This window comes from Luteimonas huabeiensis HB2 (genome assembly GCF_000559025.1).
GTDB classification, from domain to species: domain Bacteria; phylum Pseudomonadota; class Gammaproteobacteria; order Xanthomonadales; family Xanthomonadaceae; genus Luteimonas; species Luteimonas huabeiensis.
The window spans coordinates 42485-55560 of sequence record NZ_JAAN01000003.1 but is presented as its reverse complement, the minus strand read 5'-3'; the positions used below and the strand labels follow the sequence as shown (position 1 = coordinate 55560).

Annotated in this window: 10 protein-coding genes and 1 pseudogene; 4 read left to right on the top strand and 7 right to left on the bottom strand. The window is 72.4% G+C overall.

The window, feature by feature from the left end; all coding sequences use genetic code 11:
• Positions 1 to 58: 58 nt before the first annotated feature.
• A pseudogene (locus Z164_RS23760) lies at positions 59 to 616 on the top strand (Tle-like phospholipase domain-containing protein); the annotation flags it as partial.
• 331 nt (positions 617 to 947) lie between these two features.
• On the opposite strand, the gene scpC reads toward Z164_RS23760, so the two are convergent.
• The gene (gene scpC / locus Z164_RS0100440) at positions 948 to 2465 is read right to left on the bottom strand and encodes a succinyl-CoA:acetate CoA-transferase ScpC (RefSeq protein ID WP_024888782.1); all 1518 of its coding nucleotides are present in this window, start codon (positions 2463 to 2465) and stop codon (positions 948 to 950) included.
• A gap of 252 nt (positions 2466 to 2717) precedes the next feature.
• Between scpC and Z164_RS0100435 the strand changes: the two genes are divergently transcribed.
• Positions 2718 to 3953 (top strand): glycoside hydrolase family 64 protein, encoded by a 1236-nt coding sequence (locus tag Z164_RS0100435; RefSeq protein ID WP_024888781.1) that lies wholly within the window; start codon positions 2718 to 2720, stop codon positions 3951 to 3953.
• A 69-nt stretch (positions 3954 to 4022) separates the two neighbouring features.
• Here the strand turns inward: Z164_RS0100435 and Z164_RS0100430 are convergent, their stop codons facing one another.
• The 6 genes from Z164_RS0100430 to Z164_RS19630 all read right to left on the bottom strand — a co-directional run bounded on the left by Z164_RS0100430 (position 4023) and on the right by Z164_RS19630 (position 10611).
• Positions 4023 to 4871, bottom strand: a complete 849-nt coding sequence (locus tag Z164_RS0100430) for a glycoside hydrolase family 16 protein (protein ID WP_081769998.1) — start codon at positions 4869 to 4871, stop codon at positions 4023 to 4025.
• A 135-nt stretch (positions 4872 to 5006) separates the two neighbouring features.
• Positions 5007 to 6419: a cell division protein ZapE gene (gene zapE / locus Z164_RS23600; protein WP_024888779.1), complete on the bottom strand. Its 1413-nt coding sequence runs from the start codon at positions 6417 to 6419 to the stop codon at positions 5007 to 5009.
• A 55-nt stretch (positions 6420 to 6474) separates the two neighbouring features.
• Entirely contained in the window at positions 6475 to 7152 is a 678-nt protein-coding gene (locus Z164_RS0100420) for an alpha/beta hydrolase (RefSeq protein ID WP_024888778.1), read from the bottom strand.
• A 411-nt stretch (positions 7153 to 7563) separates the two neighbouring features.
• The gene (locus Z164_RS0100415) at positions 7564 to 9318 is read right to left on the bottom strand and encodes an ExeM/NucH family extracellular endonuclease (protein ID WP_024888777.1); all 1755 of its coding nucleotides are present in this window, start codon (positions 9316 to 9318) and stop codon (positions 7564 to 7566) included.
• A gap of 93 nt (positions 9319 to 9411) precedes the next feature.
• Positions 9412 to 9927 carry a c-type cytochrome gene (locus Z164_RS0100410; protein ID WP_024888776.1) on the bottom strand — a complete coding sequence of 172 codons (516 nt, stop codon included), beginning with the start codon at positions 9925 to 9927 and terminating at the stop codon, positions 9412 to 9414.
• A 198-nt stretch (positions 9928 to 10125) separates the two neighbouring features.
• Positions 10126 to 10611 (bottom strand): helix-turn-helix domain-containing protein, encoded by a 486-nt coding sequence (locus Z164_RS19630; protein WP_024888775.1) that lies wholly within the window; start codon positions 10609 to 10611, stop codon positions 10126 to 10128.
• A 376-nt stretch (positions 10612 to 10987) separates the two neighbouring features.
• On the opposite strand from Z164_RS19630, the gene tssB reads away from it, so the two are divergent.
• Positions 10988 to 11497: a type VI secretion system contractile sheath small subunit gene (tssB, locus tag Z164_RS0100400; protein ID WP_024888774.1), complete on the top strand. Its 510-nt coding sequence runs from the start codon at positions 10988 to 10990 to the stop codon at positions 11495 to 11497.
• Between the two features lie 6 nt (positions 11498 to 11503).
• On the top strand, positions 11504 to 12994 hold the full coding sequence (tssC, locus tag Z164_RS0100395; RefSeq protein ID WP_024888773.1) for a type VI secretion system contractile sheath large subunit: 1491 nt from the start codon (positions 11504 to 11506) through the stop codon (positions 12992 to 12994).
• Positions 12995 to 13076: the final 82 nt, after the last annotated feature.

Sequence of the window (13076 nt, the reverse complement as noted above, 5' to 3'; positions counted from 1 at the left end):
AACTCCGCCCAGCGGTTGGGTCCGCGCCAGCGAGAACCTGGACTTGTTGCGGGTCGCGATGCCGGGCTTGAAGGCAAGCGACGAAGAGCTGCGCGACATGCTCAAGCCTGAGAAGTCCGGCTTCCGTGCAGAGATCTATCTGCCCGATCCCGAGGTGCTGGGACCCGGTTACAAGCCGACCCTGGTGTTCAAGGGCTCGGCCAACGAGGTGGTCGGCTCCGACGGCAAGCTGCGCGGCACCGCCGCCGAGGATTTCCTCGGCAACAACTTCCCGCAGTCGATCGGCCTGAAGACCGATTACTACGACCGCGCGATGAACTTGTCGATGGAACTGAAACGACAGGGTTTCGACTTCGACCTCGCAGGCCACAGCCTGGCCGGCGGCCTGGCTTCGGCGGGTGCGGCGGTGACGGGCATGCGGGCGGTGACCTTCAATGCCGCAGGCCTGCACCCGGAGACCGCGCGGCGCTTTTCGCAGGAACAGGGCGGGCTGCCGCTGTTCGAGACCGACCGCCGGGTGACCGCCTGGCAGGTGCAGGGCGACCTGCTCAACGACGGCGTGCAGCACGATCTGGCCAACCTGGGCACCCTGCAGCGCGAGCGGATGGCGGGGCTGCTGTCGGACGTGGCCGATGCGGTGCAGCACGTGCCGCAGGCGCGCCAGTTGCTGGCGGAGAAGCTGCTCTCGGGCATCCCGGAAAGCTCGCACCCGGCCATCGAGGCGTTCGTGGACCGGGTGGCGCAGGGCGACGCCGCGCGCCTGATCCGCGACCTGCCGCAGGCGGCCGGGGAGCCAGGCGGACGCGGCCGAGCGCGCCGGCCTGGCGAGCGCCGTGCAGCAGGACGCGCGCGCCGCGCAGCAGGCCCGCGAAGCGGCCGAGCCGGGCCTCGCGCGCTAGGCGCGGAGGCGCGGCCCCGCGCGCGGCTTCACCGCCGTGGCCGCGCGCTCACGCGCGCATCGAGCCGGTTTCCAGATAACGCTGGTGCCAGGACAGCGCCTCGGCCAGCAGGTGCGGGGTATGGCGGCCGCCGCCGGAGGCCAGCGCGCGGTCGAAGTAGTCCTGCAGCGCGTCGCGATAGTCCGGGTGCGCGCAGTGGGCGATGATCGAGCGTGCGCGCTGCTTGGGCGAGAGCCCGCGCAGGTCGGACAGGCCCTGCTCGGTCACCACCACATCGACGTCGTGCTCGTTGTGGTCGACGTGGCTGACCATCGGCACGATCGCCGAGATCGCGCCGCCCTTGGCGGTACTGGGGGTCACGAAGCAGGACAGGAAGCCGTTGCGGGCGAAGTCGCCCGAGCCGCCGATGCCGTTGATGATGGTGGAGCCGGCGACGTGGGTGGAGTTGACGTTGCCGTACAGGTCGGCCTCGACCATGCCGTTGATGGCGATGCAGCCCAGCCGCCGCACCAGCTCGGCGTGGTTGGAGATCTCCTGCGGGCGCAGCACGATCCGCTCGCGAAACAGCTCGATGCGCTCGACGAAGCGCGCCACCGCCTCCGGGCTCAGCGACAGCGCGGTCGACGAGGCGACCTCGATCGTGCCGTGCTCGATCAGCTCGAGCATGCCGTCCTGGATCACCTCGGTGTAGGCGGTCAGCCCGGAGAAACCGCCTTCGCGCAGCCCGGTCAGCACCGCGTTGGCGATGTTGCCCACGCCCGACTGCAGCGGCAGCAGCGAGCCGCCCAGGCGCCCGGCGCGGATCTCGTGGCGGAAGAACTCCACCAGATGGCCGGCGATGCGGCGCGAGGTGGCGTCGGGCGGCGCGAACGCGCCAAGACGGTCGGGGGCGTCGGTCTCGACCACCGCCACGATCTTGTCCGGGTCCACCCGCAGGTAGGGTTCGCCGATGCGGTCGCCCGGGTGCAGCAGGGGGATCGGCTTGCGCGCCGGCGGCAGCGCGGTGCCGTAGTAGATGTCGTGCATGCCGTCCAGGCCGATCGGCTGGCGGTGGTTGACCTCCACGATCACCTTGTCGGCCAGGTCGAGCCAGGTCTTGTTGTTGCCCACCGAGGTGGACGGCACCAGGCGGCCGTCGGGCAGGATGGCGGTCGCCTCGATCACCGCCACGTCGATCTTGCCCAGGAACCCGAACCACGCGTACTGCGCGACGTGGCCCAGGTGGATGTCCATGTATTCGATCTCGCCGCGGTTGATGCGCGCGCGCAGCTCGGGATCGGACTGGTACGGCAGGCGGAAGTCGATGCCGCCGGCGCGCGCCAGCGCGCCGTCGAGCTCGGGTGCGGTGGAGGCGCCGGTCAGCACGCGCAGCGCGAAGGCATCGCCTCGCGCGCGCGCGGCCTCGATGCGCGCAGCCAGCGCCTGCGGCACCGCCTTGGGATAGCCGGCGCCGGTGAAGCCGCTCATCCCGACTGCCATGCCCGGCTCGATCCATTCCGCGGCGCGTGCGGCGTCGGTCCGCTTTGCCGCCAGTCCCGGATGCGCGATCCGCGTCGAGTTCGCCATGCCCGTCCCCATGCAGGAATCCAAACACGCGATTGTATGCCGCCGTGGGCACGTCGAGCGCGCTCGCGCTCCGCCGCGGCACGGAACGCGGTGCGTGCCGCGGGCGAAAACCGGCATCGGGTTAACGGACTGCCGGCGCAGGACGGCTTAGGGTCGGGCGTGCCCGCCACCCGCGGGTCGCCTTGCCGGACGCATGGGCGAGCCGGCAAGGCGCCACAACGATGCGCATGAAGTGCAGGGAGGGAAGTCGCGATGAAACGCATGTTCGCCTTGTTGGCCGTCCTGGTCTCACTCGCGCTGGGGCCGTCCGCCATGGCCGTGGCGCAGGACTGGAACGAACGGACCGTGTTCGAGGTGGTCAACCAGACGCGCGGGCGCTGGACCGATCAGCAGATCCACTGGGCGATCATCGGCCGCCGCTGGGCCGACGGCCACTTCGTCTGGATCGACGCGCAGGGCCGCCAGGTGCCGATGTCGGTGGCCGACAACGGTGCGCTGGTCCGCAACGGCGAGGGCTACGCCAACTACTTCCACCGCCTGTCGGACGTGCCGGAGGTGAGCATCGCGCCGCTCGATTCGGCACGGATCATGCTGTCGGTGGGCGGGCCGATGTACATCAAGGTGCTGATCGATGCCGCCGGCAACCTCGGCTACGCCGGCGCCGACATCCAGAACCCCACCGACCCCAACCTCGACGTGATCTTCGACTTCGGCGAGATGGCGATCGTGCCGATCGACCGCCCGGACCGCGGGATCTTCGTCAACACCTCGCGGGTGGACCAGTTCGGCTTCCCGCTGCAGTTGCGGGTGCAGGGGCTCGGCGGCTACGACGAGACCGTGGGCGAGCGGGTGGACACGCTGACGCGCGACGAGGTGTTCGCGCGCTTCGTGCAGCGGGTGCCGGCGGAGTTCGCGCACCTGGCGCAACCGCCCTACGCGCCGTACCGGATCGTGGCCCCGGCGCACGGCGGCTTCGGCCACGGGCGCGCGCACGCGGCCTACCTGCAGCCCTACATCGACCATGTGTGGGAACGCTACAGCCACGAGGACCTGGTGTTCTCGCTGCAGGGGCTGGGCACCTTCAGCGGCCGCGTGCAGGGCGATACCTTCCGCTTCACCGGCGGACACCAGAATGGCACGTTCTTCATCAACGGCAAGCCGGATACGCAGATGGTCTTTCGCGGCGATGGCCTGCTCAACGATCCCGCCAACGCCGCGCCGCAGGACATCGGCACCCAGTTGCAGATCCAGGCGCAGGTGGCCGCGGCGCTGAACCGGCACGTGATCGAGCGGCCGTCGCAGTGGTACGACGCCGCGTTCCACTACCCGGCGGGCGAGCTCGCCAACCGCTACGCCCAGTTCTGGCACGGCAGCGACATCGCCCACCGCGGCCTGGCCTACGGGTTCTCCTACGACGACGTGGGCGGCCACAGCCCGTCGCTGCACACCCCGTCGCCGACCCGGGTGACCTTCACCATCGGTTGGTGACGCGACGCGGCGAGCGCCCGCGGTCGCGGCGGTGATCGCGGGCACGCCCGGGGGGCATGCGCGGCCGGCTCACGGCGCGGCCCGGTCCACCACCTCGATCCAGTCCACGCTCATGCCATGCCAGGCCTGCTGGGCGGGGTCCGCCGTGGGCTGCAGGCTGGCATCGAAGGCCTGCGGCCAGCTGCTGTCCGGCGCCCAGGCGTTGACGAACAGATGCATGGGGTGGGTGGGCACCTGGCCGCCGTAGTAGCCGCCGATGTAGCGCCACTGGCCGTTGGGCTGGTCGGCGAAGAACTCCAGCACCCCGTGGCCCCAGCGGATCGTGTAGGTCTGCCAGCCGCCGATGTCGAAGCCGACCGGCTCCAGCCGCGAGAGCTGGGTGCCGAACTGCGGATGCTGGTCCACGCCGTAGTGCGGGTCGTCGCGGTTCCAGTCGTGCCAGGTGGAGATCAGGATGCTGTCGTCGCTCCGGTTCGCGGCGGCGTTGGTCAGCCACTCGATGTCCGCCTCGTCGGAGCGGAAGGCGCCGTTGCGCTGGCCCTGGCTGTAGAGGAAGAACGCGGTGACGATGCCGCGCTGGTCCTGGCCCCACACCCGCGCCCGGATCCGGAAGTCGAGCACACGGCCCGGCGAAGGCTGGAAGGACTGCACCGTGCGCAGCGAGGTCTGTCGCAGCGCGCCCGGCGACTCGGGGTTGTAGCGGCCGACCGAGACGTCCATCGCGCCCGAACCGGTCACCCAGCCGGGCTGGCCGAACTTCCCGCGGCCCTGCCAGTGGGTCTCGACCACCCACTGGGTGGGGCTGGAACCGGCGCTGCCGTTGAAATCGTCGCGGAAGATGCGCGTCTGCGCGTGCGCCGTGCCGCCCACGACCATCGCGAACGCTGCCGTCATCCAGACCGCGGGTCGCCTCGACATCCGTCCTCTCCCGGTTGCGCGCGCCTTGCGCCAGCGCAGGCTTACCCAGTCGCGCGTGCCGGCGTCAACCGCCCATCGCGCCGGCCGTCGCGTTCCTGTCGCCAGGTCTCGGATCCCGCGAGCCGTGCATCGCAGTTAGGGGCGGTGCGGGCGGGCCAGGTACTCGGCGCTGCGCATCTCGATCAGGCGCGAGGCGGTGCGTTCGAAGGTGGCGGCCAGGCGCTCGCCGGCGTAGAGCGCGGGCGGTTCGGCGGCGGCGGTGCAGACCAGGTTGACGTGGCGGTCGTAGAGCTCGTCGACGAGGGTGACGAAGCGGCGCGCGGCATCGTTGCGGGTGTCGTCGAACTGCGGCACCCCGCCCACCAGCACGGTGTGGAACTCGCGTGCGATCTGGATGTAGTCGGCGCTGCCGCGCGGGCCTTCGCACAGGGCGTCGAAGTCGAACCAGGCCATGCCGGGGGCGCGTGCGCGCACCGCGATGCGGCGGCCGTCGACGACGATGCCGCCGTCGCGGCGGCGCTCGCCGCCGCCCAGCGCGCGCCAGCGCTCGGCCAGCCAGTCCGCGGCACCCGCGTCCAGCGGCGTGCGGTAGACCGGCGAGCGGGTCAGCGCGCGCAGCCGGTAGTCGGTGTCGCTGGCCATTTCCAGCACCCGGCAATGCGCCTTCAGCAGTTCGATCGCGGGCAGGAAGCGCGCGCGCTGCAGGCCATCGCGGTACAGGCCGTCCGGCGCGATGTTGGAGGTGGTGACCAGCACGATGCCCTCGCCGAACATGCGCTCGAGCAGGCGCGCCAGCAGCATCGCGTCGCCGATGTCGGTGACGAAGAACTCGTCCAGCGCCAGCACCCGCAGCCCGGCCTCGCGCCACTGGCGCACGACCGCGGCGATCGGGTCGCGTTCGCCGGCGTGCCCGCGCAACTGTTCGTGCACGCCGCGCATGAAGCGGTGGAAGTGGGTGCGGCGCTTGCCGCCCAGGCGCGGATCGGCCGGGGCGGGCGCTGATCCGTCGCCCTCACCCCACCGTTCGCCTTGCGAACGGTCCCCCCCTCTCCCGGTGTCCGGGAGAGGGACGCCGGAAAGGGCTTCGGCATTCGAGAGGCCCTCACCCCACCGTTCGCTCTGCGAACGGTCCCCCCCTCTCCCGGTATCCGGGAGAGGGACGCCGGAAAGGGCTTCGGCATTCGAGAGGCCCTCGCCCCACCGTTCGCTCTGCGAACGGTCCCCCCCGCTCCCGGTATCCGGGAGAGGGGCGCCGGAAAGGGCTTCGCCCTTGAGTTCTTTCAGGGGCAGCGCGTCGATGAAGAGGTCGATCAGGAAGGTCTTGCCGCGGCCCACGCCGCCCCACAGGTACAGGCCGTCGATCGCTTCAGGCGCATCGCCTCGGCCGAACAGCCGCTTCAGGGCGCCGCGCCGGGCCGGCGGCTGCGAGAGCGCGGCGTGCAGGCGGTCCAGTTCCGGCAGCACCGCGCGCTGCGCGGGATCGTCCTGCCAGTCGCCGCGCGCCACGCCGGCGGCGTAGCGCTGCGAGGGCGAGCCGGATGCGCTCATCGCGCGGTCCCGGCGCCGGCGGACGCCGGCGCGCGCGTGCCGTGGGGAGACCGCATCAGCCGACCGATGCGCGCGGCGCGGGCAGGTGGTCGCGCACGCCGTGCTTGATCGCGCCGCGCAGGTCCATCAGCTTGCGGTGGAAGAAGTGGCCGGTGTCGGGCATGCGCACCAGCTCGGCCTCGGCCTCGGCCGCGTCCAGCCAGTCGTAGACCGCCTGCGGGTCCACCACCTCGTCGGCCTCGCCCTGGATCACCAGCCACGGGCAGGTCGGCAGGGCGATGGCGCCGAAGTCCCAGCGTCCGGCCGGGGGCGCGATGGAGATCAGCATGCCCGGCTGCAGCTCGGCCGCCGCGCGCAGGCTGACGTAGGCGCCGAAGCTGAAACCGGCCAGCCACAGCGCGTCGCCGGGGCGCTGCGCGCGCACCCAGGCGGCCACTGCGCGCAGGTCGTCCAGTTCGCCGTCGCCGTGGTCGAATGCGCCTTCCGATTCGCCGGTGCCGCGGAAATTGAAGCGCACCGTGGCGGCGCCGACCTCGCGCAGCGCGCGCGCGGTCATGGTGACCACCTTGTTGTGCATGGTGCCGCCCTCGGTGGGCAGCGGGTGACACACGATCGCCACCAACGGCCGCGCCGGCGCGTCCTCGTCCGGCGGATCGACCGCCACTTCGAGCCGGCCCGCCGGGCCGGGCAGGGTCAGCGTCGCGGAATCGTCGGGGAAGGGGGGCAGGTCCATGCGTGGATGATACCGGCAGCGCGTGCGGGCGCCGTGGCGGCGCACGTCGAAGCCGCCGCCGGCGGGAACGCCGCGCGATGGCGGAGGCCAGGCTGTCTTTGCCTTGCCCCGCAAGCGGGGGCCATCTTGTTTTTCCCTTCCCCCGCAAGCGGGGGGCATCCTGTTTTTTCCTTCCCCCGCGAGCGGGGGAAGGTGCCGAAGGCGGATGGGGGTGCGCCGCAGGCGTGTAAAGCGGCCCTCATCCGGCTTGCGGGAGAAGGGACGGCACGACCCCGCTTGCGGGAGAAGGGACGACATGGCCCCGCTTGCGGGAGAGGGAGCGGCATGGGCCCGCGTGCGGGAAGGGACGACATGCTGCCGCTCGCGGGCGCAGGACCGCTTCTGCGCTGCGGGCCGGAATGTCGATGCGCCCTACTGCGGCCGTGCGAGGTGGAAGCCCAGCAGCAGCGGGTCGTGGTCGGAGCTGCGCCAGGGGCCGCGGCCGTCGGCATGGCGGTAGCCGAGGGAGGCGGGTTCGTCGGCATTGACGTGCCAGTGCGCGGCGCCGGCCAGCCGCGCGGCCAGCGCGGGGCTCAGCAGCGCATGGTCGAGGCGGCCGGCGCGGCCCTCGTAGACATAGCTGTAGGGCGGCGCGTCGTCGGCGCCGGCGAAGGCGTCGCGCCAGCCGGCCGCGCGCAGCAGGCGCAGCGGATCTTCCTGCGCATAGGCGTTCAGGTCGCCGACGATCAGCGTGAGCGCGCTTCCGGCGCCGGTCGGGTCGGTGCGCAGCCAGGCGTCGAGCCGGCGCGCGGATTCGACCCGCATCGCGTTCCAGCAGGCCTGGCCGTCGCCGCGGTCGGCGTTCTCGCCGGCGGCGTCGCGGCAGCCCTTGGACTTGAAGTGGTTGGCGACCACGACCAGCGCCGGGCCGCCGGCGCGCGGCACGAAGGCCTGCGCCAGCGGCGGCCGGCTGCCGGCGTCGAAGGGCGCCTCGCGCAGCGCGGCCGGCGCGCCCAGCGGCCGCACGCGGTCGGCGCGGTAGACCAGGCCGACGCGGATCGCATCGCCGCCAGCGCCGCTGCCGGCGGCCACGTGGCGCCAGTCGCCGCCGTCGCGGCGCAGCGCCCGGGTCAGCGCGGCGATCGCGGACTCGGGGCCGTCGCCGTCGTTTTCCAGTTCCATCAACGCCACGATGTCGGGATCGAGCGCGGCGATGGTGGCGGCATGCCGGTCGCGCTGGGCCTCGAACTCGGCCGCCGTGCGCGCGCCGCGCTCGGTCGGGAAGCCGCCGCCGCGGCCGTCGCCGTTGAACAGGTTCTCCAGGTTGAGCGCGGCCACGCGCACGTCGCCGCCCACGCGCGGCGGCTCGGGCCGGGGCGCGGCGTGCAGGCGCGGGGGCGCGGTGAGCTGCAGGCGCACCCGGCCCCAGCGCTGGTCGACGATGCCTTCCACGCCCGACAGCGTGCCGCCGCTGCGCGGCGCCTGGGCCTCGTCGGGCAGGTACCAGATGTCGCGCGGGGTGTCGGCGCGGGCGTCGTCGAGCAGCAGTTCGCGGCGCGCGTTGTCCTGCGCGACGCGGCGTGCGGGGGCGCCGGGCGCGGCGATCTCGGTCGGGGCGTACAGGCGGCCGCCGAAGCTCGCCAGCAGCACGCCGCGCCGCGCCAGCTCGTGGTGGCCGCCGATGGTCAGCGGCGCCTCGATGCGCACGCGCATGCCTTCGTAGGGCTCCCAGTCCTCCGGCGGCTCGCGCAGCGCCAGCGGCGCCGGCGGTTCGCCCGCGCCCAGGACCTGCACCGTACCCGGGACCAGGGCGGTCAGGGTCGTGCCTGCCTCGTCCTCGCCGTGCTCGACCACGCGCCCGCGTACCCGCACCCGCGCGCCCTGGCGCAGGCCCTCGACCGCCGGCCCGCCGAGCACGAACAGGCCGTCGGAGGTGGCGGGATCGCCGTCGCCGTGGTCCTGCACGAACCAGCCGCCCAGGTGGCGGGCGAAATGGCCGGTGACCGTGCCCTCGATCTCCACCTCGCGGCCCTCCAGCGGGCTGCGCGCGCCGTCGCCCTGCACCCGGCCGATCGGGAGCGGGCCGTCCCCCGGCGCCGCCTGCTGCGTCGGCGGCGCGCCGCAGCCGGACAACGCCAGCGCCAGCAGCGCGGCCAGGCGGAGCGGGTTCGACAGGCGGCGGGGCATGCAGGGCGGCTCTCTTGGGGGGCGGGTCGCGGGTTGCGCGGGCCAGAAACGCGAACGCCGCCTTGCGGCGGCGTCGCTCGCCCGGCGCGCGGGCTACTTGAGGTTCTCGAGCATCCAGTCGACCGAGGCGATCACCTGCTCGTCGGTCAGCGCCGGGTTGCCGCCGCGCGCGGGCATCACGCCGGTCGAACCGGTGAAGCCCTCGATGGCGTGGCGGTGCAGGGTTTCCACGCCCTGAGCGATGCGGCTGTCCCAGTGCGCGTGGTCGAGCGTTGGGGCGCCGCCGGCGCCGCTGGCGTGGCAGCCCGCGCAGAGGTTCTGGTAGATCACGCCGCCGTCCAGGGTGCCCCCGTAGGCGACCTGCGAAGCCGCCTGCGCGGCCGCCGCGGCCGCGGCGGCGGCCTGGGCCGCGGCGCCGGTGGAGCCGGCGTAGACCTCGCCCGCCGGCGCGATGCGGTCGATCCGTTGCTGCACGACCGCGTCCGGAACATCGGCCGGGATCGTGCGGTGCAGCCACGCGGCCAGGCCGATGAGCCCGCCGGTGACCACCATCAGGAACAGGATCACCAGCGAGAATTTCTTGAGGAAATCGAGGTCGTAGTTGCGCACGGGTCACCCTTGGCGCGTGGCTGCGAGGCCACAGCTAGCGGCTGAGTATATGACACGCCGCGGGACCGGCATCGCGAGGCGGAGCGTGCGGCGGCGGGGCGGCGATGCAGCGGGGGCATTATTTCAGATTGCCCCGGGGCGTGCGACACGGCGCGCCAGGGCCGGGCGCGCGGCTGGCCGGCCCGGTGTTTCCCGCGCCTAGCGACCCTGGCGACGGAGCGCGCGCGGCGGCGCCTCGGCGCGGCAGTGCTCGCGCCACTGCGCCGGCGACATGCCGAAGCAGGCCTGGAACGCGCGCTGGAACTGCCGCTCGGACTCGAAGCCCAGGTCGTAGAGCAGGAAGGTGATGCTGCTGCCGGGTTCGCGCCGCAGCCGCTGGTGGGCGGCCAGCAGGCGGCGTTCGCGGATGTAGCGGGAGACGCCGCCGACCGGCTGGAACATGCGATAGAGGGTGGGACGCGATACGCCGAACGACCGCTGCAGCCGGGTCGCGCCCAGGTCCGGGTCGCCGATGTGCTGCTCGATATGGAGCAGGATGCGCAGCATGCGCGGATCGCCGGCCGCGTTCGCGGCGGCCGCCGGCGGCGGCGGCGCGTCCAGCGCTTGCGTGGGCCGGGAGCGGTACGGGGCGGAATGGGACGGGCGCGGCGGCGTCGTCGCGGTCGGAGCGTGGGTTCGGTTCATCGGTGGATCGGTCGCGCAAGGCGGGGCGTCCTCGCCCCCTCGTTCAACCAATGCGCAAAACGGCGACCGATCCCGTCATCCGATCGCGCGCCGGGTGCGCGATCGCGCCGGCGCGCGGCTGAGACGAATTGTCGGGTTGCGCCGGAAGGCCGCTCCTAGACTGCGGATCGTCGGCTGCAACCGCGCCGCATCGGCCATTCGTCCGGCCAAGGGGACCGCACCGCCACACGCGTCGCCGCACCGCCCGCCACGGCGGCGCGCGACGTCGCGGCAGGGTCTCCGGGCCCGGCGGCCGCGATGCGTCTTCCGGGCCGCCAGCGCACCGGAGCCGTCGCCGGCGGGGACCGGCACAGGGATCAATCGGAGGCCACGAGCCATGGCAAGCAGTCAGAAGTTCATCGCGCGCAACCGCGCCCCAAGGGTGCAGATCGAGTACGACGTCGAGGTCTACGGCGCGCAGAAGAAGGTGCAGATCCCGTTCGTGATGGGCGTGCTGTCGGATCTGTCCGGCGCCAACGCCGCCGACCTGCCGCCGGTGGAAGAGCGCAAGGCGCTGGAGATCGACGTCGACAACTTCGACAGCCGTCTGCAGTCGATGAAGCCGCGGGTGGTGGCCAAGGTGCCCAACACGCTGACCGGCGAGGGCGAGCTGGCGGTCGACATCACCTTCGAGAGCATGGACGACTTCTCGCCGGCGGCGGTCGCGCGCAAGATCGAACCGCTGGCCAAGCTGCTCGAGGCGCGCACCCAGCTGGCCAACCTCGACACCTACATGGACGGCAAGGCCGGCGCCGAGAACCTGATCGCGCAGGCGATCCGCGATCCCGCCCTGCTGCAGGCGCTGACGTCCGCGGCCAAGCCGGCCGACGGCGAGAACGGGGAGTAACCGGCCATGTCCACCGAACAGCTGGCCGCCGCGCCGGAAGCCGCCACCCTCGAGGCCGGCGACTTCGCCGCCCTGCTCAACAAGGAGTTCAAGCCCAGGAGCGACCGCGCGCGGGAGGAAGTGGAATCGGCGGTGCGCACCCTGGCCGAGCAGGTGCTCAGCCGCGCCGACGTGGTCTCCGACGACGTCTCGCAGACGATCAAGGCCTACATCGCCGAGATCGACCGCAAGCTCGGCGAGCAGCTCAACCTGGTCCTGCACAGCCCGGCGTTCCAGCAGGTGGAAAGCGCCTGGCGCGGCCTGCACTACCTGGTCAACAACACCGAGACCGACACGCAGCTCAAGATCCGCGTGCTCAACGTGTCCAAGAAGGACCTGGGCAAGGTGCTCAAGCGCTACAAGGGCACCGCCTGGGACCAGAGCCCGGTGTTCAAGAAGATCTACGAGGAGGAGTACGGCCAGCTCGGCGGCGAGCCCTACGGCTGCCTGGTCGGCGACTACCACTTCGACCACAGCCCGCCGGACGTCGAACTGCTGCGCGGCATCGCGCAGGTCGCCGCGGCCGCGCACGCGCCGTTCATCGGCGGCGCCGCGCCGAGCCTGATGGGCATGGAGAGCTGGAACGAGCTGTCCAACCCGCGCGACCTGGCGAAGATCTTCTCCACGCCCGACTACGCGGCCTGGCGCTCGCTGCGCGAATCCGACGACGCGCGCTACATCGGGCTGGCGATGCCGCGCACGCTGGCGCGGCTGCCCTACGGCGCCAGGACCGAGCCGGTCGAGGAATTCGATTTCGAGGAAGACACCGCCGGCGCCGACTCGTCCAGGTACACCTGGCAGAACGCGGCCTACGCGATGGCGGTCAACATCAACCGCTCGTTCAAGGAATACGGCTGGTGCTCGCGCATCCGCGGCGTGGAATCGGGCGGCGCGGTGCAGAACCTGCCCACGCACACGTTCCCGACCGACGACGGCGGCGTGGACATGAAGTGCCCGACCGAGATCGCGATCACCGACCGCCGCTCCGCCGAGCTCGACCGCATGGGCCTGATGCCGCTGGTCCACCGCAAGAACTCGGACATGGCGGCGTTCATCAGCGCGCAGTCGCTCAACAAGCCGGAGGAGTTCGACGACCCGGACGCCACCGCCAACGCCGCGCTGGCCGCGCGGCTGCCGTACATGTTCGCCTGCTGCCGCTTCGCGCACTACCTGAAGTGCATCGTGCGCGACAAGATCGGTTCGTTCCGCAGCCGCGACCAGGTCCAGAGCTGGCTGCAGGACTGGATCCTCAACTACGTCGACGGCGATCCGGCCAACTCCAGCGAGGACGCCAAGGCGCGCAAGCCGCTGGCCGCGGCGGAGGTCGTGGTCGAGGAGGTCGAGGGCGCGCCCGGCTACTACACCTCCAAGTTCTATCTCAAGCCGCACTACCAGCTCGAGGGCCTGACCGTCTCGCTGCGGCTGGTGTCGAGGCTGCCGTCCGAGGCGAAGGCCTGACGCGCGGCCCTGCGTTCCCCTTCGCCGCGCCCCTCGCTCCGGCGCGCGCGCGATCCATCCGAAACGATTCGACCACGAGAGG